Raw genomic sequence first — 23115 nt, 5'->3', positions numbered from 1 at the left:
TTCAATATAATGGCTTCAATAAGATGGGGGCATCTGTGCCCTCATCTTATTGTGAGTTTAAGAAGGAGTGCTCCAAGAAATGGCAAAAAGCAGCGGATCGAATCTAAACAGTGCTGTTAATGTCAGTGAATTGATTGCTGAAAACAAGAAAAAGAAAAGTATAAACAATTATATGGAAAAGCTAGTTCCTGCCATTCTTTTCTTGCTCGCATCAATTACGGTTCTGACAACAATCGGAATTTTATATACGCTAATCAGCCAAGCAGTACATTTCTTTATGGAAATTCCGATATTAGATTTCTTTACAGGAACGGAATTAAAACCACTTAGTCAAAATCCTGAATTTGGAATTTTACCTTTGTTGAATGGGACTATTTTTTCGTCTCTTATTGCAATCCTTGTTGCAGGCCCAATTGGTATCATGTCAGCTATTTATTTAAGTGAATATGCTTCAGATAAGTTGAGAAGAATATTAAAACCATTGTTAGAAGTATTGGCAGGTATTCCAACAATTGTTTATGGTTTTTTTGCATTCACATTTGTAACTCCTTTAATTCGCAGTATTTGGCCACAAGTTGAGGCTACCAATATTTTAAGTCCTGGTATTGTAATGGGGGTTATGATCATTCCAATGATTGCATCCCTATCTGAGGACGCCATGACATCTGTTCCTAATGGAATTCGCGAAGGATCTCTTGCGATGGGAACTACTAAATTAGAAACAACAATTAAAGTTGTGATCCCTGCAGCTTTTTCAGGAATTATGGCATCTTTTGTATTAGCTATTTCAAGAGCAATTGGAGAAACGATGATAGTAACAATAGCAAGTGGTAGTTCGAAAAATTTCACGTTTGATTTGACACAATCTATGCAAACAATGACAGCATATATCGTAGAAGTTTCTGGCGGGGAAGCTCCTGCAGGATCTACTTTATATTATAGTTTATATGCTGTTGCATTAACCTTATTTGTATTTACGTTAATTATGAATTTACTAGCGAAATATATTTCTCGTAAATTTAGGGAGGAATATTAATGGAAAACTTAGAAGCATTACACGAAAACAACAAAATGGACGCTCGTGTGCGAAAAAATAGTATTTGGAAGTCTATATTTTTCCTCTCTACTTTATTTGGATTAGTAGTACTTGTTGTATTAATAGCTCGTGTATTATTTCAAGGGGTATCTTGGATTGATCTGGATTTTATAACCGCACGACTATCGACAAATGCTGATAGAGCAGGTATTATGGGAGCCATTCTTGGGACCGTATGGGTGATGTTAGTTGTTATTCCTGTTACACTCATTATCGGAGTTGGCTCAGCAATTTACTTGGAGTTATATTCTAAAAAAGGTATTATTCGATCATTTATCGAGATGAATATTTCTAATTTAGCTGGTGTACCTTCGATCGTTTATGGTTTATTAGGTTTAACAGTTTTTGTCCGTTTGATGGATTTTGGGAATGTGGTATTAGCCGGTGGTTTAACTTTAGCTTTACTAGTTTTACCGATTCTTATTGTATCAGCTCAGGAAGCATTAAGAGCAGTTCCAGGCCATCTATCTGAGGCTTCTTATGGAATGGGTGCTACTAAATGGCAGACCATTCGAAGAATCATTTTACCGGCTGCTATACCTAGTATACTAACCGGGTCGATTCTATCTCTTTCACGTGCAATTGGTGAAACTGCGCCTTTAACAGTTTTGGGAATCCCAGCATTATTGATTCCTTTTCCAGGCGGTTTATTTGATACTTTTACTGCATTACCAATGCAAATATATTATTGGACAATTGATGCATCTTTAGTTGCTGAATATGCAAACTTAGCTGCAGCAACGATCATTGTATTATTGCTAATCTTATTTATTTTGAATTCAGTTGCGATTATCATTCGGAATAAGTTCCAACAGAGATACTAACAGCTATTAGCTTCAAGAGTTCAACAAGACCATAGTTAAGGAGTGGAAAAAAATGAGTATGGCTACTGACAATAAAGTTCAGATCGAAGTAAGTAATAATCATACAACTACTGAAAATAATACAACACAAAAACGTGTTGTTTACGATACAAAAAATTTAAACTTATGGTATTCTGAAAACCATGCACTAAAAGATATTAATTTAGAAATGAAGGAAAATGAAGTTACAGCAATTATCGGACCATCAGGTTGTGGTAAATCTACCTATATTAAAACATTGAATCGCATGGTTGAACTTGTACCTGGTGTAAGTACTACAGGGTCAATTGCCTATAAAGGAAACAATATTTTAGATAAAGCGATGAATGTAGAAGACTTGCGAACGCGAGTAGGAATGGTTTTTCAAAAGCCTAATCCTTTTCCGAAATCTATATATGAGAATGTAGCATATGGACCAAAAATCCATGGGATTAAAAAGAAAGCATTATTAGATGATATTGTGGAAAAAAGTCTACGCGGCGCAGCTATTTGGGATGAAGTAAAAGATCGTTTAAACGAGAATGCATATGGACTTTCAGGAGGTCAACAACAAAGAATTTGTATAGCACGCTGTTTAGCGATAGAACCAGATGTTATTCTAATGGATGAACCTACATCAGCTTTAGACCCTATTTCCACATTAAAAATCGAAGAATTAATTAAGGAACTAAAGCAAAAGTATACAATAATTATAGTTACTCACAATATGCAACAAGCCGCAAGAATATCAGATAGAACTGTTTTCATGTTAAATGGCGAAGTAGTGGAGTTTTCAGAGACAGATCAACTTTTTTCAAACCCTAAAGATAAACGTACGGAAGATTATATTACTGGTCGTTTTGGTTAATAAGCAGAATAGTTATATATCAAGAGTTTGATAGGAAAGGGAGTACACAATGGTAGGTAGAGAAGCTTTCCAAGGTGAGTTGCAACATTTAGAGGAACTTATAATTGAATTAGCAAAAAAAACAAAAGAACAACTTAATCTAGCAATTGATGCTTTATATCGGGCTGATGTTTCACAAGCAGAACAAATCATTCAAAATGATAAAGAGCTTGATCAGTTAGATATGAAAATTAATGAAGAAGCGATTGTATTAATTGCAAGGCAACAACCTGTTGCAACAGATTTGCGTAGATTAGTTGTTGCGCTTCGGATTTCCAACGATCTAGAACGAATGGCTGATAACGCAAAAAATGTGGCGAAATCAACTATTCATTTAGGCGAGGATCACGGTATAGAAGTACATCCTTCTATTCAGGAAATGAAATTAATGGCAGTAGAAATGATTGATTTAGCCATTTTGTCTTATGAAAATGAAGATGTTACGTTAGCTAGGAGATTAGCTGAATTGGATGATGTGGTGGATAATATGTATTCCACTATGTTACGTGAATTATTAGAAGAAACGGCAACAAATCCTCAAAAAATTCAGCATATCATGCAAATGGCATTCAGCGGCAGATATGTAGAACGCATTGGTGATCATGCAACAAATATTGGTGAAGACGTCATGTACTTGGTGAAAGGTGAGTCATTAGATTTAAACAACTAAAATAACATTAAGAAAGAGGAGTAGATATATGATCTACTCCTCTGTTTGTTTCGTTAATGTGTTCGTTAATTCTTCCACCGACATTTCACGATGAAGATTAAATTCTCCTGTTTGAATAAATCGACTCAGCTCATTTTCTTCCAAATAGGAAAGAAATGCATCTTGATCAGAAATTAGTTCATTCTCATCTAGTAATGCCACAATTTCTGGCATGGTCATACCTGATTCTATCGTAATTGTTATTTCTTCGCCTTCTTCTTCCGTATCAGATTCTTCCGTTTGATCATCTAAGTCATCTGTTGGTTCTTCTGATTCACTATTCCTATCTTGTTGAAATTCTTCTATTTCTTGCTCTAATTGAGTTACCTTTGACTCTAAATCGTCTTCATATACATAATACCCATTATCTTCTACTAGTTTAATAGAATCTTCAATTGTAGGGGTAGAAGTTGATTGAGCTTGTTCCGGTTTCTCTACATAATATGTAACCCCGATTATGACAGCTGCAACAAATAATCCAAGAGAAAAGGCTCTAATAATTTGCTTCAAAGTTATCCCTCATTCTTTTAGGCTAGTTTAAAATTGTTTAATCATTGAAATGACGTCATATTCATTGATATTCAGTTGTTCTGCTATGTAATCTGTATCATGTCCTTGTTGATATAATTCTTGTACCTTTCTTACCATTGGTGTTTGTTGAGTGCTTACAGGACTGATTGTTTGCTCTACTGATAAATCATCAATCAATAACTCTTCTTCCAGAATACTAATCTTCTTTTTTAATTGATACGTTTCTTGCAAAGATGAAATCGAGAACTGCTCAAATTGATCTTCTAGTTGTTTAAACTTATCTTGCATAAAAAACGATACAATCCATAATATGACGGCTATAATAATTACTGTAGCTATTGTTGCATATAACATAACTTTCCTCCTAATTTTGATCATTATTACGGACACTAAATTCTTGTTAGATTCCACTAACAATCAGTGAGGGTATAACCTCACTGAATAGAAGTCTCACCTTATCTACATATATAGTTATACCATATTTAAGAATACAATAAAACATATACTTGAAATTATCGTCGGTTTTTGCTATTATATTCTAGGTAATGATTCGATATTGAAAAGAATGATGTAAGATTTAGTTTGGAGGGAAAACCATGCGCGTTAATATTACTTTAGCTTGTACTGAAACAGGTGACCGTAATTATATTACGACTAAAAATAAACGTAAGCATCCAGAGCGTTTAGAGCTTAAAAAATATAGCCCACGCTTGAAACGACACACGTTACACCGTGAAACAAAATAATGAAATGAACGGAAAAACTCTTACCAAGATTGGTAGGAGTTTTTCTTATATAGAGATACCAAATAGTTGATGTATAGGCGGTGCTTATGAATGGATAAGTTATCTTTGGTAAAAGAACAACAACGGAAAAATATATTAAAGCAATGGCAGCAAATAGTGAATAGGCAATTAATCGAACGATCTATCCAGACGAAATTACTACAGACAGATGTATGGCAGCAAGCTCAGACGATCGGTATAACGATTTCAAAAGGGGTGGAGTGGGACACTGAACCATTAATCCATATTGCTTGGCAACAAGGAAAGAGGGTTGCAATCCCAAAATCTAATCCTCAAGACCATTCCATGTCATTTCATCGCTATCAAGCTGGGGATCGATTAAAAAAGGTCTGGGCTGATATATGGGAACCTCTCACAACCGAAACTTCGATTATTGAAAAAAACAATATAGATTTGATGATTGTACCAGGTATAGCATTTAGTAAGAATGGTTTACGAATTGGGTATGGTGGGGGATTCTATGATCGCTATTTACAAGATTTCACAGGTGATACTGTATCGCTTGCTGCAGATTTTCAGATTGTTGATACTATTAATGGTGAAAAGCATGATAAGCCAGTCGATATTCTGATAGCAAACTTCGGTAAAATTTACTGTAAACATACATAAAAATGTAAAAAAAAGAAAAAACTTTTGATAACAAACAGTAGGAGTGAATAAGTATGAAAGTGACAAAAGTTTTTTTCTTTTTGGCGGCAATTGGAACAACTGCATATCTATTTCGGAACAGTATCTCCAAGTTAGTAATAAATGTACCATTGTTGCGAAAATGGGGTGTACGACTAGCCATGAATATCCCGTATATCCGTAATAAAATGATAGGTTCCATGTTTAAATAGCGCTATATCCTTATTATTATTCTAACTGCTATTATTCATGGTATGATTGGAATAGTGATAAGGTGGGTGTACACATGTTTATCAAGAATCAATTTATTCAAAATAAACTCGTGCTTCATTTAATGGAACAAGAGGAATTCGAACTCTTAACAGCTTCCTCTAATCAAGAGGAGTATTTGTTATGGAGGACAAATAAAAGAAATGTAGATATCGTGAGAGTATCATTAAAGCAATATGATTGGAATAGGGAAGTAGAAGCGTTTGTACAACAAGTTGAGAAAAATGTTGTACAAAATATCCAACTGCCTCTATTTAAACAAAGCCTTTCATTTCATCATGTTTTTATCGTCGAATATGAACCTGTTGATAGTTGGAGTAATCTCATGAACAGAGAATCGACCAGTAATAAAATTGATAATTCATTGGTTTATCTGTGTGGTCAAGATCGAGATGAAGTGTTAACGCATTTTTTTCAGAAAGCTCAATTACACCAACCCTTAACTTTTTCGATCCCTGACAACCTTTTTGAATTAGAGTACCAAACAGAAACATTAAAACATAAAATTCAACACATAAAAAAAGATGCTGAAAAAGCAATTCTAGCTCTTTTTAATAGAGGAAAGCCACGCCTTTCTTATCTTATCTTAGTGATTAATATTATTATTTTTATACTGTTGGAATATAGGGGAGGATCAATAAATCCTGAAACGCTCATTCAATACGGTGCCAAGTATAATGTAGCTATGCTGGAAGGCGAATGGTGGCGTATAATTACGTCAATGTTTTTACATATAGGGATATTTCATTTGGTCTTGAATATGCTTGCTTTATACTTTATTGGTACACTGGTAGAAAGAATTTATGGAAATGTTCGATTTGTTATTATTTATTTCCTTGCTGGTATTGCTGGTGGAATGGCTAGTTTTGCTCTAAACCCAAGTATTGCTGCCGGGGCTTCCGGGGCATTATTTGGTTTGTTTGGGGCACTGCTTTATTTTGGTTTGAAAAATCCCAAAGTTTTCTTCAAGACAATGGGGACAAATGTCATCTTTATTGTTATTATAAATATTATTTTTGGTTTTAGTGTGCCACAGGTCGATAATGCTGCCCACATCGGTGGGTTAATGGGAGGATTTATTGCTTCAGGTATCGTCATGCTGCCAAAAACAAAAGCGTTTATGCAACAGCTTATCGCCGTTGTAGTCTATGTTTTTTATCTGTTCGGTCTTTTGGCATTCGGATTAACGAATGAGGATGTACAGTATGACGAAACGTTACAAATTCAGCACATTCAGCAATTGTTAGAAGAGAAACAATATCAGGAAGTTACGGAGATAGTGAGCAGAACTTTGCCGTATGCTGATCAATTAGAGGCAGAGTTACTCTTTTATCGTGCCTATGCTAACATTTATTTAGAGTCATTTGATATAGCAAAAAGTGACTTGGAAACCGCAGTGCAACATAGAACTGATTTTGAAGAAGCGTGGTACAATTTAGCTATACTGTACCAACAGGAAAATGAATACGATAAAGCATTACAAGCTATGGAGCAATTGTTAGATTTGAACAATGGAGAAATTAGTTATCAAACATTATACCAAGAATTGAAAGAGGCTGAGGCAAAAGAGTAAATCCGAATATGAAAGTTTGAGTATAGATACCGCTTTCGGCAAAATACTTTGCTTTCCATGAGCGGTCTTTAGCTAACTGTGTGAAGAAAAACACTTCACAGTTAGCGGAGACGCGCGTGATTTCCCATAGGTGTCTGCGAATTTTGCCTACGCTTAATTCAGATTGCTTGGATTCTCGTTCTACTTATTTAATAATCTCAGTCTCTTAGTCCTGTACAGATAATTGTTGATATAGTGTTTCGAGTTGATTCGTTTCATCAATAAAAAGTACAATTAAGTGGTCATTGTTTTTATCGATTAAAACAAGAGGCATGATTTGTTGGTTGCTTTTGGATTGATTAGCAATAGGTAAAATATAATTTTTATATAATCCTTCCCAAAGCTGTCCAATAATTCGATCTGTTTGTTCTTGTGTTAACCCACTAATAGGTTGTTCTTGAAATTGAATAATGCTTGTTAAAGGGTATAGTTGATAATTATCAATTTCAATTTTGGCAGTATCTATCCATTCTTTCCAGGCAAAATGTAATTGTTGGGATGTAGTATTATCAATGGTTTCTTTCCACTCCTGCTGCATGTGTGAATCGGGTTCTTTAAATGATTCCAATGCTGTATGAGGCGAGTCGATTACATATAGATGATCATCTGACATTTGTTGAATACTTTTGATTTCATCATTTGGATAATGTATTTCTCCATGATGGAAACTGATCGCTTGAAAATGACTGCTATCACTTTCTTCAAAAACTTCTTCTAACTCAATATCTTTCGCAGATTCCTTCCATAAACCTTTCATTCCTTTCAGGCGTCCATCCATATACAATAGTGAAATATCTTGTCTAAGGTATATTTTTTTGTCTAAACTGCTATTCGCCGTCCACTTTACCATGTATTGATCATTCCCTGTTTCTGTCAACAGTTTTAAATTTGTATGAATAGCTGAAAATGAAATAGAGGAATCAGGTGGGAAATACTTAATGGTTTCTTCGGTTGAGCGTTGTGATAATAATAAAAGTATCACAGCCAACATCATTAGTAAGCACGTAATGATATGTACTTTTCTCGATTTTATCATGATATCCCTCTTTTATGGATTTCAGCTTGTCCAAAATCATCCCGCATTAAACCAATCATATAGAGAAGACTATAGATAAAATGTGATGGAGAAAGAGGGAATGACTATGGAACAAGAGAAACGTTTGTATCATAACTATGATGAAAATGTTCAATATATACATGATTATTTAGAGATAGATAAAAGCTTTGACCTCATTCATCTGGATGTGGAATATGCGGGGAAAAAGATGGCATTATTTTTAATTGATGGTTTAGTGAAAGATGAAATGTTGCATTATTTGATGCGTTTTTTAGCAGAATTAGAAGAAGGGGATCTAGAAGAGAACACACTGGAAAAATTAATTAAACGAAATATTCCATATGTAGAAATTGATTTGGAAAAAGATTTAAATAAGGCTGCCGAACAGGTATTAGCGGGTCCAACTGCACTAGTAGTTGAAGGATTGGACCGTATTATTATGATTGATGCAAGAACGTATCCAGTCAGAGGACCTGAAGAACCCGACTTAGAAAGGGTGGTTAGAGGTTCCAGAGATGGTTACGTGGAAACAATTGTTTTCAACACTGCATTAACAAGAAGAAAAGTAAGAGATCGATCATTGAGAATGGAATATACGTCAGTTGGTCGCAGATCAAAAACTGATATCTGTATTTGTTATTTAGAGGATATTGCTGATCCGCGAAGGGTAGAAAAGTTAAAGCAACATCTTGATAGGATCGATACCGATGGTCTGCCAATGGCCGAGAAGACAATTGAGGAGTATTTGAGTGGTAAAATGTGGAATCCATATCCAACCATCAGATATACGGAAAGACCGGATACAGCTTCTGAACATTTATATGAAGGACATATTTTAATTATCATCGATGGGTCTCCAAGTGTTATGATCACACCAGCGACTTTTTGGCATCATTTACAACACGCTGAAGAATATCGTCAGAAACCGTTTATTGGTGTGTATTTACGAATGGTACGTTTTATTGCTGTTTTTGCATCGATTTTTTTATTACCATTCTATTATTTGTTATCAACTGAAATGGGATTACTTCCAGAAGAATTAGCATTTATCGGTCCTAAAGAAGTAGGTTTAATACCGTTAATCGTTCAATTTTTAGTGGCGGAAGTTGGGATAGATGTATTGCGTATGGCCGCTATACATACACCATCAGCACTTGCTACAGCATTAGGATTAGTATCTGCTATTATAATTGGTCAGATAGCAGTTGAAGTAGGTTGGTTTTCAAATGAAGTAGTATTATATCTTGCAGCGGTGGTGATGGGTACTTTTGCTACACCTAGTTATGAGTTAAGTTTGGCAAACCGTGTGACAAGGATTATTTTACTCCTCATAACTGCAATTTTTGGTTTGAAAGGATTTGTTATTGGGATAACAGGCTATATATTATATCTGGCAAACTTGAAGACATTCTATATTGGTTATTTCTGGCCGCTTATGCCCTTTGATGCAAAAGCTTTTCTTCATGTATTGATTCGTCAGCCGGTACCAAATGATCACAAACGACCATCTTTCTTAAATCCACAAGATCCGGATCGGCAATAAAGGGATACGCTGATAATTGGAGGTTTTGCCTCCATTTATCATAGGGTTGTTAACCTCTGTTAACTCCCGCTTAACTTCATTCTGTTATTTAATGCTTAGTAACCGACACTTAGCACCGTCATAAAAAGTTTTTTATTCCTTTTTAGATTTGTCTTTGTTATAATATTTTAGGTGATATCAAATGGATAGTATCTATGATTTAAGAAAATTATTATTAAAATTTGGAACGATCATCTATATAGGTGATCGTTTAGCTGACTTAGAACTTATGGAAGAAGAAATTAATGAACTGTATCAAGTGAAGGTGATCACAAAAGAGCAGTTTCTGCAAGCAAAAATCATCATCACAAAAGAAAAAGAAAAAATAAAATAAAGGGTGGAAAAAATGGAGAAGGATTTACTCATTGGCATTGATATTGGAGGGACAACCGTAAAAAATGCGATTATTTCCAATCAGGGCGAACTGATTGCGAAATGGGAAATACCAACAGATTTGGCTAACCAAGGAGAAAATGTCCCAAAGGATATCTGGTTATCTATCGAAAATAAACTTTCTGAATTAAATTTAACGAAAGAACGTTGTGCCGGATTGGGGGTAGGTGCTCCTGGTTTCATTGAGCCGGAAACGGGTAAAGTAGCTATAGCTGTTAATATTGGCTGGGAAAATTTTTATTTAAAAGATATTCTGGAAGAATTATCTGGTTTAAACGTGTATGTCGACAATGATGCTAATATCGCGGCATTAGGTGAAAACTGGAAAGGTTCAGGTAACCAAGTAGAAAATATGTTAGCAGTGACATTAGGTACTGGTGTCGGGGGAGGTATCATTGCAAATGGACAAATTGTAAGTGGTGCAAATGGTACTGGTGCTGAAATTGGACATATAACTGTTGAAAAAGATGGAGCAGCATGTAATTGTGGCAGAAATGGCTGTCTGGAAACAGTAACTTCTGCAACAGGGATTGTCAGACAAGCCGAAGAATTAATGGCTGATGGTAAAGCTGACGCATTAAAAAGACGTAAAGACAATAGTGGAGAAATTACCACAAAAGATGTATTCGAGACAGCTGCTGAAGGTGATAAAGATAGTAAGGCATTATTAGCACATGTGCTCGATGTACTTGGATTTACACTAGCTACTGTTGCTATTACTGTAAATCCTGCGAAGATTGTTATTGGTGGTGGGGTTTCAAAGGCGGGAAACGCATTGTTGGAACCTTTAAAAGAATCTTTTGAAAAATACACATTACCACGAACAAACGAAGCTTGTGAATTTGTTATCGCTCAATTAGGTAATGATGCAGGTGTTTATGGTGGTGCATATTTAGTGTTACAAAATAGTTAACAATTATAAAATTCTATGAATATTGTAAATTAATTGTAACTTTTTTTAAGATTTATGAAACTTCTATGTGATGTTTATCGTCTATAATAGAGAAAGAGAAAAATAGAAATTTGGGTTGAATCATTTTGAGGAGGATAATCAAATGTTTAATAAAAAGCTGCAAATGCCTTTATATATAATCGCAGCATTATTATTTGGATTAAAAACTTATATCGTTTATCGATTTGTATTTGCTATATCGTTAGAAAACATGATGCAAGAGCTAATTTTGTTTATTAATCCTTTTGTAATTGCTTATTTTATCTTTGTATTAAGTATTTTATTTAATCAAAGAAGACAATTGAAATATATTAAATATAGTATACTTTTAGGATCCTTGATACTGTATTTTAATATTGTTTTTTACCGTAACTTTTCAGACTTTATAACTATACCTTTATTGTTCCAAGGAAGTAATGCAGCTGACCTTGGTAGTAGTGTACTAGGATTATTAAAATTCTGGGATGTTGCCTTATTTTTTGATGTTATTTTCGTTTGGGTTCTAGCGAAGAAATACGGTACAGAATTAACGGCCTCGTTTACCAAGCGATATAAGAGGGTTGCTTTTGTATTATCGATTCTATTCTTAATTGGTAACTATGCATTAGCTGAAGCTGAACGTCCTCAATTATTACAAAGAACGTTTGACCGTGAATATTTAGTCAAAAATATCGGGATATTTCCTTATCATGTTTATGATGCTGTATTGCATTCCAAATCAAAAGCACAACGTGTATTTGCAGACGGTAATGAATTAACGGAAATTTCCGATTATATTAAGGAAGAAACAACTACAGACGGTAATGAAGAATTACATGGTATCGCTGAAGATAAAAATGTAATCTTTATTTCATTGGAGTCATTGCAAAGTTTTGTCATAAATAACACGCTTCACGGTGAAGAAGTAACACCATTCTTGAATAGTTTGATCGATGAAAGTTACTATTTTGAAAATTTCTATCACCAAACTGAACAAGGAAAAACATCAGATTCTGAATTTATTATTGAAAACTCATTATACCCTTCGCCAAGAGGTGCCGTATACTTTACGCATGCTCAGAACGATTATCATTCATTACCTGAAATTCTTGGTGAGAATGGCTATAATTCAGCTGTTTTTCATGCCAATAATAAAAGTTTCTGGAATCGTGATGTGATGTATGACAATATAGGTTATGATCATTTTTATGATGAAAATGCATATGAAGTAACAGATGAAAACTCTGTCGGATGGGGATTAAAAGATAAGGACTTCTTTAAACAATCGATAAAATATATGGAACAGATGGAAGAACCATATTATTCTAAATTTATCACCTTAACGAACCACTATCCGTTCGATTTAGATGAAGAAGATGCAACGATCGATCCTTATGATTCTAATTCGAATACGCTAAATAAATACTTCCAAACAGTAAGATATATGGATGAAGCAGTAGAAGAGTATTTTGATTATTTGAAAGAAGCAGGGTTATATGAAGACTCCATTATTATTTTAATGGGTGACCATTATGGTATTAGTGATTTTCACAAGAAAGCCATGATTCAATATTTAGATGAAGATGAATATACAGATTATCTTCATGTTCAATTACAACGAGTTCCATTCTATGTTCATATTCCTGGGCAAGATGGAGAAGTTATTTCGGAGATTGCCGGTCAGATTGATGTAAAACCGACTTTAATGAATCTATTAGGTATCGATGATGGTAGTGATTTATCTTTTGGTACAGATTTATTTGATGAAGAGCGAAAAGATTTTGTTGCACTTCGTGATGGTAGTTTTATTACAGATGATTATGTCTATACGAAAGACCAATGTTATGACCGTGAGTCTGGTGAATTGATTGACAGTACCAATCAATTAGCTGGTGAAGGTGAAGACTCTGTTTGCCAGCCATATGTAGAACAGGTTGAAAAAGAATTAAACTACTCAGATCAAATCATATTCGGAGACCTATTACGTTTCTATGATTTTGAAAATGAGAATGAGTAAGTACAAAAAGGGATGAACTGATAACAGTTCATCCCTTTATATTTTAAGATCTGATTCATAATTGATAAAAACTGCGAAGTAATGAAAGGAGAAAAAGTGAGCTTTCTCCCATTCTGCCTAATGATGAGTGCTCACATACGCTCCGGCAGAATACTGCGCTTTCCGTGGGCTCGGCTTCAGCTAACTTGGTGAAGAAAGGCACTTCACCAAGTGGATCTTCAGCTCTCGCTGTCCCACAGGAGTCTCCGTATTCTGCCTCCGCTATATTTAGTGTTCTGAATTAGGAATTGGAAAGAATTACTGAGCATATATACGCTTGCTTCCCTCTCTTTTTTCCAGAACACTATTCGAAGCTGCGGAAAAATGCGACACTCCTGGGGGAACAGCGCGAGCCGAAGATCCACTTTGCAAATTGTTTTTCTTTGCAAAGTTAGCTGAGGCCGTGCCCCCGGAAAGGGAGTATTTTTCCGCAGCGACGATTATGCACTCATCTAAATTCAGTACGGAGGAGAACAAATCCATGTCTAAGTTACTGCGCAGTATAGGGATTACGTGCAGTTAGCCCCCTATTTAATACACAAAAAAACGCCTATATATAGGCGTTTTTAGCTTTGGAATAATGGTCGAATTAATTCCCAGTATAGAGTTGCGATCGAGAAGAATCCGAAAACTAAGGCAGAAATAGCTGCAAAAGCTGCTCCGAACATATTTTGGGATTTTAATTCACGAAAAACTGCAATCACACATAAAATCGTTACCACAAGAATAATAAATGCTAATTCCATTTTCATCCCCCTTACTCACAGTCAATCCATTTTCATTATGAACTATTAACGTTATAATATGTATACAAATCTAATCCATACTTATTTTAAAACAAAAAGGATGATTTGTCTATTAAAACATAAAGGAAAAGGAGTGATACATAACATGAGAGTGGAAAAGATGGGTTTAGGTCCATTATCAACTAACTGTTATATTGTCGCATATAATAAACAAGCCATTATCATCGATCCAGCTGGCGACGGTGACAGGATTATCGATAAAATTGCAGAAATGAAAGTGGAACCGTTAGCTGTTTTGTTAACCCATGCACATTTTGATCATATTGGTGCTTTAGAACAGGTAAGGACTCATTATCAAATACCTGTGTATATTCATGAATTAGAAAGTGATTGGCTGGAAGATCCAAACTTAAATGGCTCTGGACTTTTTGGTGTCGGTGAAGTAAAGGCAAATAAAGCTGATCATTTTCTAGAAATGAAGGTGTACCATTTTGGCAGTATATCTATAGAAGTTCGCCATACACCTGGTCATTCACCAGGAGGGGTAGCGTTCGTTTTCCATGATCACCAATTCGTTATTGGAGGAGACAGTTTGTTTGCGGGAGCGATAGGACGTACAGATTTGCCAGGTGGTAGTTTTGAACAATTAGAAGAGAGTATTAGACAGCAATTTTATACTTTACCAGGTACATACATCGTATATCCTGGCCATGGACCTAAAACGCAAATTCAAAAAGAAAAAGATACGAATCCATTTGTGCAATCATAGTCAAAACGCTCTGATCTACTAAGATCAGAGCGTTTATCGTTTTAATGGCCAAATCCAGGAACAAGAATGAAGTTGGTATAGAAAGTAAACCCAATAAAGAAAACTGTACAATAAGCAGCGAATAAGTACATATACATTCTTTCAGACAATTTTAGGTACCCGACACCAAGGAAAAAGATCGTTTGCGCAAGGAATAGATATGCCATTGTTTCCATATGACCAACATAAAACATAACTGTAAATATACCTGTCCAAAAAGCAAGCATACGGAAAACTCGATCCATTGTTCCCCCTCCTTTTTAAATCACTATGTATCACACATATTATATACGAGTATAACAAAAATGTAAATTATTCTAAGCGGTTGAATCAAAATTATTTGTAATTGTTCATAATATGTTTGAAATTAGGAATTTTTATACATTTAATGAGGGATGGCAATATTTACATGTCTGTAACCACCCGTATCCGTGGTCATTTTAAATTGATAAATAGTACTATTCTGACCATTTTGAGTTACTATTACGTCTATTGTACCATCCGGAAATGTATAGGAATAAGGAGGTGCTTCTTTCTCTTGGAGCACAGATGCGTATGCTTTTTGATAGAGCCATTCTAATTTATACTGTTCGTCATTTAATTGGTGAATTCTTTTCTGACTTTGAAGTTGGTTTATTTGATGAAATGTGAGCAGTAATAATAACAAAATGACAAAGTTGGTTAATGGAAAAATATATCCTTTCTCATTGTTGTGTTTTTTTAATGAGTATCTTTTCAATTTGTTCACCACTATCTGTAGTAAGTTCTATAGTAATATCATCTTTTCTTTCTGTTAAACTAAAGTCTTGTATGTCTCGTAAAATTTCCTCATGCCCACGACTGTTTACTTGTCTACGTATTTTCTGGTGATGAAAGGAAATAGTGACTATGTCACCATTGGTTTGCATAAAATAAAGCTGATTATTGTTTGTTATAATTTGATGGGCTGTTTGAGCCTCTATTTCGATTATATGGTGAAAATGGTAAACCATAGGCAATTGTTCTTTATCCTCCTGTTTCCACATCAGTAATAGTTGACTGTACCATGACATTAATATAAACAAAAATAGTAGTGACAATAAAGATTCGAGTAATATATACCCTTTTTCATTGCGGTATTGCATATTGGCATTTTTTTGCTTTCTGTTGTTTAACATTATCCCAGGTGACACATCCTTCTATTAATGTATCTGAATAAGTAATGGTTAAGGTTAAAGGTGAACTAATAACATTCCTGAATATTTCGGTACCTTGATTTGAATTTCCTAATATAGCTTCATGCATTTTGTTTGAGAGAAAATAGGTAGCTTTATCCTCTTCTCTGATCAGTTTTTTCTCGATCATCAGCTGATGTTGAATCGGGATTAACGTTAGACAAGCAGTGAAAAATATCATAATGGCAAGCAGACTTTCCAACATGTAGAAGCCGGCTTGTGCTTGTTTATTTTTATGCTGCATCATAACATCTACCTTTGCCAAATGGACATGTAATAACATACGTTCGAAACCTTGTTTTAATTTTCATAGTGCCAGGCTTTTTCAAATTTCCTTTATATGAAAATTGAATCGGGAATTCGAGCGTATTCGGTTCTATAATCCATGTTTCAGGATAATCGCGGACGAATAATTTAGTACCGAATCCACCTTGTCGAATAAGATATCGGTGGTTTTCTCGTTCAAAGTGAAGGTAAAAGTTATCATCCTGAGTAAGAGCGAGTTGTTGTAAATAAAGGATGTCCTGATGAAATTGTTTGATAAATTGCTTGTACTGAAGTGTATCATACGTTTTTAGAGCATAATTACCACTTATAATCAGAATAATGGTACTTAAAGCTAAGGTAATCAACAGTTCTACTAATGTGAATCCTTTTTGATTAAGAAGCATTATTATCCACTATTTCTAAACCATCTTTTGTCTCATCATAAACGATGATTCGATTACCATTGTCACAAGTTAACGAGGCTACATACTCTCAGCACTAAGATTATCCGGTTTGCTTCCTTCATCAAGTTCATATGCGATCAGTTGATTTTCAACCATTGTTAACAAAGCCTCACAACCTTGTTCATTAATATTTTCACTTTTACTTGCTAGGTTAGGAATAAACAAAATTAACAGGATACTTATCACTGCTAAGACAATTAGCATTTCAATTAAGGTAAATCCTTTATTATTTTTCATTTACTTCATCTCCTTTTTTACATAGAATTCATATAATCAAACATCGGTAGCATTAAAGCTAAGTAGACAAAGACAATAAATATAGCTAAAATGCTAAGTAAAAATGGTTGCATAAAGCTTATCCACTTTTTTAAGTAACTTTCAATTGATAAAATGAGATGTTCTGCGTATAGATGTAGTTCTTTTTGAAGTTGGTCTTGATTTCGATCTTTCGACATGATTTGGGAAAGTTGACCTTGTAACAATTGACATTGGGGTAATATCGTAGAATAGTCATATCCTTGTGCTAAATGATCATTAATCAATGAAGCATAATAATAAATGAAATCGGCTTTTTGTTCGGATTTAATCACTTCTAAGCTATCTTTAATGGTGAGTCCACTAGTTAACATGCTGGAAAGGTGAGTAACAAACAGATAAGTAATTTGCATTCGCTTATATTTGTTGTAAATCGGGACACGGGTAATAAGTTGGACCTTTGATTCGATTGATAGCATTTGTTTCATCGTGATGCTGCAAATGGTTAGAAAAATGACTAGTAAAAAAGCTGTGATCGTACCATAATATATCATGTTGATAGCTATTTCAGCATTTTGAAAAACACTGTTCATGTTCGTATTGGCGCCGAGTAATTGTGAAAAGGATGGAAAGATCGAATGTTTCATAAAGTAAAGAATCAATAGAAAGAAAAGGAAGAGAAAAAGCGGATAACGTGAAAGTTTGTTCAGTTTCGATAGAAATTCTTTTCGTTGCTTCAGCATTTGACAACAGTGCTGTAATCCTTCTGAAAGATTACCGTGTTGGATGGAGATGTTTAAGAAACTAATGATCACTGGGTTAAATTTTACTTGTTCTAACGTTTCAATAAAAGTTTCTCCGCGTTGTAATGCTAATTTGATCGTAGTCACAATCGTTGTGTATTGTTTCTCCCACATTAAAACATCCAAAGCATCATTAAGACTGTACCCATGGTGAAATAATTGCTCGAAACGATGAAGTATCTGATATTGATCGTTTGTGGAAAGGTTTTGCTTCGACTTAAAGATCCTTGATAAAACCATAAGCATAGGCTTTTCTCCTTAAATGATCAAAACGAAATAGATCAATATATGGTTCATTCTGAAGAATTTGACGAATTTGCTGTTCTTCCAAAATTTCTAATATTGCTGCTCGTTGATTAGGTCGTTTGATTAAATCAAGAGATACTAACTGCATGGAAGCAACTGCAACTAAACTATGTTCCATATCTATTGGTTTAATCCCCATTTCAAGCAGTCGATGAATAGTACCCTGTGCACTTTTGGCATGTAACGTTGATAAAACTAAATGCCCTGTATTCGAAGCGCGGAAAGCAAATTTCGCAGTTTTTTGATCTCTAATTTCCCCAACCATAATAATATCTGGATCATGTCGTAATGCCGCTTTTAAACCCGCATCGTAAGTCATACCCGCTTTTTCATTAATTTGCACTTGCAACACGTTATCTAATGGTTTTTCAATTGGATCTTCTAATGTTATTGTTTGATAGTAGTTTGCTTCCATAAATGCTTTGATTATTGCATATAAGGTTGTTGTCTTTCCTGATCCGGTAGCACCTGTAAGTAAAATCAGTCCAGATTGAAAATGTAACCAACGTTGAATGATTTGAAGTTGTTGCGGAAACAAAAATAATTGATCCAAGGAATAGATATTTTGTTGGGGTAAGATGCGGATAGCTAGGCTTTCTAAGTTATTAGCAGGTAATGTTGATAGACGCAATGAGTAGACTTGACTTTGGTATTGATAGTGAATTGCTCCTTGCTGCGGAGTTCTATTTTCACCTATATCCATTTTTCCTGTGAACTTATAATAGGCAATGATCATCATATATTGCTTCTTTGCTAAAGAAGTATGAAAGGTTCGTTTACCATTACAACGAAAAAAGATATGGATATCATCAGTTTGGGGAACGAAGTGGATATCTGAAGCTTGAGCCTCGATAGCAGCCTGGAGAATTCGATTGGAAATGGCTGAAGCTTTATTCAAATAATTATTCACCTCCATTTTTTATCATGGTACAATACTTATATTCGACAGCAATTGGTTAATTCCTGCAAAATATAAAAAATTTCAGAAAAAATTTGGAGGACGTGAAGATGAAAAGTAGTATTTATTTAGTCGGTTTTATGGGGAGTGGGAAAACAAGCATTGCAACCTATCTGCAATCTGCATTAAAGTGGTCAGTGCAAGATACTGATCAAATGATCGAGGAACATTATCAAATGAATATACCAACCATTTTTAAAGAAAAAGGGGAAGAAACGTTCAGGGAATACGAAACCAATATTTTACATATGACGAATAATCAAAATACGATTGTCGCTACAGGTGGGGGAATTATTGAAAAGGAAGTGAATCGTAAATGGTTACAATCAAATGGGACAGTTGTTTTTCTACAAACGTCCTGGGAGGAGATAGAACGACGATTAAGGGATGATGTTTCACGTCCGATCTGGAATAATCAATCACGTGATAAACAACAGCTACTGGAAAAACGATTACCTAAGTATCTCGAAGTAGCAGATTACGTCATTGATACAGATGGGAAAAATGTAGAAGCTATTGCTGCTGAGATACTTACAAAAATAAATGTATAAAATAATGATTGTTGGAAAAAATGACAGTAAAATGATAAAGGTGTGATTCTGTTGGCCAACAATGATTATGTCAAATACATGACGCAAAGAATTGTGAAGTATATGGATACACCGAAAGATGAACGGAAAAAACTCAAAGAAGCAAGAAAACAACAGGAAATAGCGTACTCCAATAAGTGGTTCGGTGTACTTCCATTTGCGTTCCGATTACTGATTCAGAAAAGAAAAGACTAAAACACCAGTAGCACTGCTGGTGTTTTAGTCTTTTATAATGGCTTGACTCGACTTCTCCGTAAGATAAAAGAGACCAGCATTAATAATCTCAATCTCTATACGAGGCTCTAGACGTTCTGTCAGCCTTTCTTTTTCTTTTTCAAGTATTTCTTTATTTTCCTCTTGTTGATGAAAGAAGTAGTCCAGTAACTGAATCTCCTCACGCAAAGCTTTTTTAGATTCCTCGACCCATTGCATATCTTCATCTAATAAAGAATTTTCCAAATAATGAAAAATCCTTTTGAACCCGCTTTCTGGTTTAATAATTGGTGAGATCGTAAAACTGTAATCACTCATTCTAAGATCCATTGTAAATGCATCCAGGTGTTTCATCATATTTGCTTTCATCATCCCGTTAATTAATTGAAGACCTATCGAATGAATCGATTCTTTCTTTTGTTTGCCACGATAATGCACCATAATATTAGTAACTAACCAAGGATGTAATGGTGTTTTAATATCCCCACTTGTTTCTTCATATAGGATCGTAAAGCGGGCATTTTGCTTAATATGATGAAATATTTGCTGAAGACGAGGACTACCAAAATGGATCCATTCTTTTTTATTATCTTTTTTTTTCGTGCTAGTATCCAAATACAAGGACATCGGTTCACCGACTCGCCCGATTTTGTCCATATAATGCCAATAAAAAGGTCGGTTCATTAATACCTGATCCAGTTCACGTGTTAGTCTTATCGTCATTTCAGTATTACTTTCTGTAATAACGTCACAATCATGAATGGTAAAGTACTGATGTAAGAAATCATGTAAATTAGTAATCATAGTAAATGCTCCTTGGCTTCATTGTCTTGTTGGTAGGATTGAATGACAGATGTTAAATTATCTAATTTGATTTTAGATTCGCCAACAGATTTAGATTCTTCAAAAATCTGTTCCACTTCTCGCTCTATATTTGGAAGGTTTAAATCACTTAGAATTTGTTCTAGGTGACCAATCACATTCTCGAACAGTTGAATTTTATTGTATAACAAATTCATGACATGTTCTTCTACCGTATTTTTTAAAGCGAAATTATATATTTTTACATCATTTTCCTGGCCGAAGCGGTGAATTCGTCCGATTCTTTGTTCAAGACGCATAGGATTCCAAGGCAGGTCATAGTTAATTAAACGATGACAGAATTGAAGGTTAATACCTTCACCGGCTGCTTCTGTTGCAATCATTACTTGTGCGTGATTTTGAAATAACTGGCGCATCCAATCCTTTTTCCCTTTTTTAAAGCCACCTCGATAAATGACAGCTGGAATTTTTTCTTGTTGTAAAAGCCACTGTAAATAAATTTGTGTAGCTCGGTATTCTGTAAATACAATAAATTTTTCATCAGATGATTTGATTAACTCTACTAATTTTAATGCTTTAGCATGATGTGGCAGTTGCTCAATGGCTGCTAATAAATCTTTTACTACTGGTAAGTCAATGTTTTCCTGTTGCTGTATCCATTTTTTTATCGAAAGGTAACATGCTTCCCTAGAACTACAGAATTCTCTTACATACGTGATTGAAGATATAGCAGTGTTATGTTTAAAAAATTGTTCAACCTGATGATAAGTTTCCAGTTCCTGATCTGTAAAAGGTACCCAAATGGTTTCGATTTCTCGTTTTGTCCAATGAACACCTGTATCTGATCTACGGTTACGGACCATTACTTTACTAATTAATTGTTTCAAATACGGATCTTCATCCACTTTTCGTTTTTGTTCCCGGTATTGTTGGATAAAATCTTCATAAGTTCCAAGGTAACCTGGTTTTAATAGACTGATTAAATTAAAGATATCAGTTAATTTATTTTGAACAGGTGTAGCGGTTAATAACAAGCAATATTTTTTCGATAATTGTTGGACAAACTGAAAATTTTTTGTTTTATGGTTTTTTAATTTGTGTGCCTCATCGACAATAACAAAGTCATAGTCCTGTTCAAGAATTGCTTGGCGATGTCTAGCAGATTTAGCGGTATCTAATGTACTAATAAGGATATTAGTATTTTGCCAATCAACTCTTTTTCCAGATGTCACTGCAGGGATTAGAAATTTCTGATTCAATTCCAATGCCCATTGATTAACTAGGGAAGCTGGAACTAAAATAAGTACTTTTTGAACTAAGCCTCTTAACATATACTCTTTTAAAATCAAACCAGCTTCAATCGTTTTCCCTAAACCTACCTCATCAGCTAACAAGGCTCTGCCGTTCATATGTTGAATTACTTTTTCAGCACATTCTATTTGATGAGGTAAAAATTCTAAATGAGGTAAAAACTTAGGTGCGACAAGATCTTTGAAACTAGGGATTTTCATGGTTTCTGCAATTTGATAAGATTGCTTAAATAATTGCCAATCTGCTAACTGAGACGGGGTTTTGATTGCTTCGTCGTACTCCTCTATAAATGTTTCATCTCTTGAAATTGGTATACTCATAACACCCATCCTATCATTGATACATTTGTACTGTTATTGTGGTCAGATTAGCGAGAGTTATACATTTCTAAGCGAATCAATTATTACATATATAGTAAAAATGTTTAGAAGTGACCATTTCTTAATCGAAAAATATATAATGGCTGTTTTGAAATGAATCAAGTAATACTTACCACCAGATACATACTGCGTAGTAATGAAAATTCCGTTTAGTGGCTTTCTTCCATTCTTTCCATAAGGAGTGCTGGGATACCGCTCCGGCAGAATACTGCGCTTTCCGTGGGCTCGGCTTCAGCTAACTTTGCAGAGGAAACCACTTTGCAAAGTGGATCTTCATCTCTCGCTGTCCCACAGGAGTCTCCGTATTCTGCCTACGCTGTGTAAATAATTCTACCTTATATAAGAGGAAATACTCGGGAACCAGTACCCGTGTGTTACTTCTTTCAATAATCAGAACATTACGCAAAGCGGAGGCAAGATACGTAGACTCCTACGGGAACAGTGCGAGCCGAAGACCCCGCAGGAAAGCGATCTTTGCTTTCTGAGGAGGATAAGGCCGTGCCCGTGGAAAGCGAAGTATCTTGCCGGAGCGCATGTAAGAACTCATCAAAATGCAGTA

29 protein-coding genes are annotated in these 23115 nt (G+C 34.8%); 15 read left to right on the top strand and 14 right to left on the bottom strand.

All coding sequences use genetic code 11. From position 1 onward, the window contains the following. Positions 1-79 precede the first annotated feature (79 nt). Genes pstC through phoU form a run of 4 tightly spaced genes read left to right on the top strand, consistent with a single transcriptional unit; the run spans position 80 to position 3515 of the window. Entirely contained in the window at positions 80-1036 is a 957-nt protein-coding gene (pstC, locus tag D569_RS0118165; protein ID WP_018933861.1) for a phosphate ABC transporter permease subunit PstC, read from the top strand. Continuing rightward, positions 1036-1920 carry a phosphate ABC transporter permease PstA gene (gene pstA / locus D569_RS0118160; RefSeq protein WP_018933860.1) on the top strand — a complete coding sequence of 295 codons (885 nt, stop codon included), beginning with the start codon at positions 1036-1038 and terminating at the stop codon, positions 1918-1920. Before pstC ends, pstA begins: the two co-directional genes overlap by 1 nt. 52 nt (positions 1921-1972) lie before the next feature. Next, entirely contained in the window at positions 1973-2806 is an 834-nt protein-coding gene (gene pstB / locus D569_RS0118155; protein ID WP_018933859.1) for a phosphate ABC transporter ATP-binding protein PstB, read from the top strand. A 49-nt stretch (positions 2807-2855) separates the two neighbouring features. Beyond that, positions 2856-3515, top strand: coding sequence for a phosphate signaling complex protein PhoU (phoU, locus tag D569_RS0118150; RefSeq protein ID WP_018933858.1), 660 nt, complete (start codon positions 2856-2858; stop codon positions 3513-3515). A 33-nt stretch (positions 3516-3548) separates the two neighbouring features. Here phoU and D569_RS23150 read toward each other — a convergent pair whose 3' ends face one another. Next, a complete protein-coding gene (locus D569_RS23150; RefSeq protein WP_018933857.1) occupies positions 3549-4064 on the bottom strand; it encodes an endolytic transglycosylase MltG in 516 nt (171 codons plus the stop codon). 27 nt (positions 4065-4091) lie between these two features. Further along, positions 4092-4439 (bottom strand): hypothetical protein, encoded by a 348-nt coding sequence (locus tag D569_RS0118140; protein WP_018933856.1) that lies wholly within the window; start codon positions 4437-4439, stop codon positions 4092-4094. Positions 4440-4681: 242 nt separating this feature from the next. Between D569_RS0118140 and rpmG the strand changes: the two genes are divergently transcribed. The 4 genes from rpmG (at position 4682) to D569_RS0118120 (ending at position 7361) form a co-directional block, all read left to right on the top strand. Beyond that, a complete protein-coding gene (rpmG, locus tag D569_RS0118135; protein WP_018933855.1) occupies positions 4682-4831 on the top strand; it encodes a 50S ribosomal protein L33 in 150 nt (49 codons plus the stop codon). A gap of 90 nt (positions 4832-4921) precedes the next feature. Continuing rightward, entirely contained in the window at positions 4922-5500 is a 579-nt protein-coding gene (locus tag D569_RS0118130; protein ID WP_018933854.1) for a 5-formyltetrahydrofolate cyclo-ligase, read from the top strand. Positions 5501-5553: 53 nt separating this feature from the next. After that, positions 5554-5730 (top strand): hypothetical protein, encoded by a 177-nt coding sequence (locus D569_RS24485; protein WP_018933853.1) that lies wholly within the window; start codon positions 5554-5556, stop codon positions 5728-5730. Positions 5731-5804: 74 nt separating this feature from the next. Then, entirely contained in the window at positions 5805-7361 is a 1557-nt protein-coding gene (locus tag D569_RS0118120; protein WP_018933852.1) for a rhomboid family intramembrane serine protease, read from the top strand. 205 nt (positions 7362-7566) lie between these two features. Here D569_RS0118120 and D569_RS0118115 read toward each other — a convergent pair whose 3' ends face one another. After that, positions 7567-8436, bottom strand: coding sequence for a hypothetical protein (locus tag D569_RS0118115; protein ID WP_018933851.1), 870 nt, complete (start codon positions 8434-8436; stop codon positions 7567-7569). A gap of 106 nt (positions 8437-8542) precedes the next feature. On the opposite strand from D569_RS0118115, the gene D569_RS0118110 reads away from it, so the two are divergent. From D569_RS0118110 to D569_RS0118095, 4 genes are all read left to right on the top strand, one after another. Next, positions 8543-10000, top strand: a complete 1458-nt coding sequence (locus D569_RS0118110; RefSeq protein ID WP_018933850.1) for a spore germination protein — start codon at positions 8543-8545, stop codon at positions 9998-10000. Between the two features lie 181 nt (positions 10001-10181). Then, the gene (locus tag D569_RS0118105; protein ID WP_018933849.1) at positions 10182-10373 is read left to right on the top strand and encodes a YqgQ family protein; all 192 of its coding nucleotides are present in this window, start codon (positions 10182-10184) and stop codon (positions 10371-10373) included. A 12-nt stretch (positions 10374-10385) separates the two neighbouring features. Then, positions 10386-11345: an ROK family glucokinase gene (locus tag D569_RS0118100; protein ID WP_018933848.1), complete on the top strand. Its 960-nt coding sequence runs from the start codon at positions 10386-10388 to the stop codon at positions 11343-11345. Positions 11346-11487: 142 nt separating this feature from the next. Continuing rightward, positions 11488-13380 (top strand): LTA synthase family protein, encoded by a 1893-nt coding sequence (locus D569_RS0118095; RefSeq protein WP_018933847.1) that lies wholly within the window; start codon positions 11488-11490, stop codon positions 13378-13380. A gap of 605 nt (positions 13381-13985) precedes the next feature. On the opposite strand, the gene D569_RS0118090 is transcribed toward D569_RS0118095, so the two are convergent. After that, on the bottom strand, positions 13986-14165 hold the full coding sequence (locus D569_RS0118090) for a DUF2759 family protein (protein ID WP_018933846.1): 180 nt from the start codon (positions 14163-14165) through the stop codon (positions 13986-13988). 145 nt (positions 14166-14310) lie between these two features. Here D569_RS0118090 and D569_RS0118085 point away from each other — a divergent pair, with 145 nt between their 5' ends. Beyond that, on the top strand, positions 14311-14934 hold the full coding sequence (locus D569_RS0118085; RefSeq protein ID WP_018933845.1) for an MBL fold metallo-hydrolase: 624 nt from the start codon (positions 14311-14313) through the stop codon (positions 14932-14934). 41 nt (positions 14935-14975) lie between these two features. Here D569_RS0118085 and D569_RS0118080 read toward each other — a convergent pair whose 3' ends face one another. The 8 genes from D569_RS0118080 to comGA all read right to left on the bottom strand — a co-directional run bounded on the left by D569_RS0118080 (position 14976) and on the right by comGA (position 19180). After that, complete coding sequence (locus tag D569_RS0118080; protein WP_018933844.1) at positions 14976-15218, bottom strand: DUF2626 domain-containing protein; 243 nt, start codon at positions 15216-15218, stop codon at positions 14976-14978. 140 nt (positions 15219-15358) lie between these two features. Then, the gene (locus D569_RS0118075) at positions 15359-15712 is read right to left on the bottom strand and encodes a hypothetical protein (RefSeq protein ID WP_018933843.1); all 354 of its coding nucleotides are present in this window, start codon (positions 15710-15712) and stop codon (positions 15359-15361) included. Then, positions 15678-16130 (bottom strand): ComGF family competence protein, encoded by a 453-nt coding sequence (locus D569_RS24135; protein ID WP_083939077.1) that lies wholly within the window; start codon positions 16128-16130, stop codon positions 15678-15680. Before D569_RS24135 ends, D569_RS0118075 begins: the two co-directional genes overlap by 35 nt. Beyond that, positions 16081-16434 (bottom strand): type II secretion system protein, encoded by a 354-nt coding sequence (locus D569_RS0118065; RefSeq protein WP_156823002.1) that lies wholly within the window; start codon positions 16432-16434, stop codon positions 16081-16083. The genes D569_RS24135 and D569_RS0118065 overlap by 50 nt, the downstream gene beginning before the upstream one ends. Next, positions 16421-16858 (bottom strand): competence type IV pilus minor pilin ComGD, encoded by a 438-nt coding sequence (gene comGD, locus D569_RS0118060; RefSeq protein ID WP_018933840.1) that lies wholly within the window; start codon positions 16856-16858, stop codon positions 16421-16423. Before comGD ends, D569_RS0118065 begins: the two co-directional genes overlap by 14 nt. 78 nt (positions 16859-16936) lie before the next feature. Next, positions 16937-17155 carry a competence type IV pilus major pilin ComGC gene (gene comGC / locus D569_RS23145; protein ID WP_018933839.1) on the bottom strand — a complete coding sequence of 73 codons (219 nt, stop codon included), beginning with the start codon at positions 17153-17155 and terminating at the stop codon, positions 16937-16939. 17 nt (positions 17156-17172) lie between these two features. After that, positions 17173-18222, bottom strand: a complete 1050-nt coding sequence (comGB, locus tag D569_RS0118050; RefSeq protein WP_018933838.1) for a competence type IV pilus assembly protein ComGB — start codon at positions 18220-18222, stop codon at positions 17173-17175. Beyond that, positions 18194-19180, bottom strand: coding sequence for a competence type IV pilus ATPase ComGA (gene comGA / locus D569_RS0118045; protein ID WP_018933837.1), 987 nt, complete (start codon positions 19178-19180; stop codon positions 18194-18196). The genes comGB and comGA overlap by 29 nt, the downstream gene beginning before the upstream one ends. A gap of 110 nt (positions 19181-19290) precedes the next feature. Between comGA and D569_RS0118040 the strand changes: the two genes are divergently transcribed. Next, positions 19291-19791 carry a shikimate kinase gene (locus D569_RS0118040; protein WP_018933836.1) on the top strand — a complete coding sequence of 167 codons (501 nt, stop codon included), beginning with the start codon at positions 19291-19293 and terminating at the stop codon, positions 19789-19791. A gap of 51 nt (positions 19792-19842) precedes the next feature. Beyond that, the gene (locus tag D569_RS0118035) at positions 19843-20025 is read left to right on the top strand and encodes a YqzE family protein (RefSeq protein ID WP_018933835.1); all 183 of its coding nucleotides are present in this window, start codon (positions 19843-19845) and stop codon (positions 20023-20025) included. A gap of 24 nt (positions 20026-20049) precedes the next feature. On the opposite strand, the gene D569_RS0118030 is transcribed toward D569_RS0118035, so the two are convergent. After that, positions 20050-20847 (bottom strand): YqhG family protein, encoded by a 798-nt coding sequence (locus D569_RS0118030; protein WP_018933834.1) that lies wholly within the window; start codon positions 20845-20847, stop codon positions 20050-20052. After that, positions 20844-22496 (bottom strand): DEAD/DEAH box helicase, encoded by a 1653-nt coding sequence (locus D569_RS0118025; RefSeq protein ID WP_018933833.1) that lies wholly within the window; start codon positions 22494-22496, stop codon positions 20844-20846. The genes D569_RS0118030 and D569_RS0118025 overlap by 4 nt, the downstream gene beginning before the upstream one ends. Positions 22497-23115: the final 619 nt, after the last annotated feature.

Source organism: Gracilibacillus lacisalsi DSM 19029, assembly GCF_000377765.1.
Classification (GTDB): domain Bacteria; phylum Bacillota; class Bacilli; order Bacillales; family Amphibacillaceae; genus Gracilibacillus; species Gracilibacillus lacisalsi.
The sequence above is the reverse complement of the archived record's forward strand: the minus strand, read 5'-3'. Positions and strand labels throughout refer to the sequence as shown.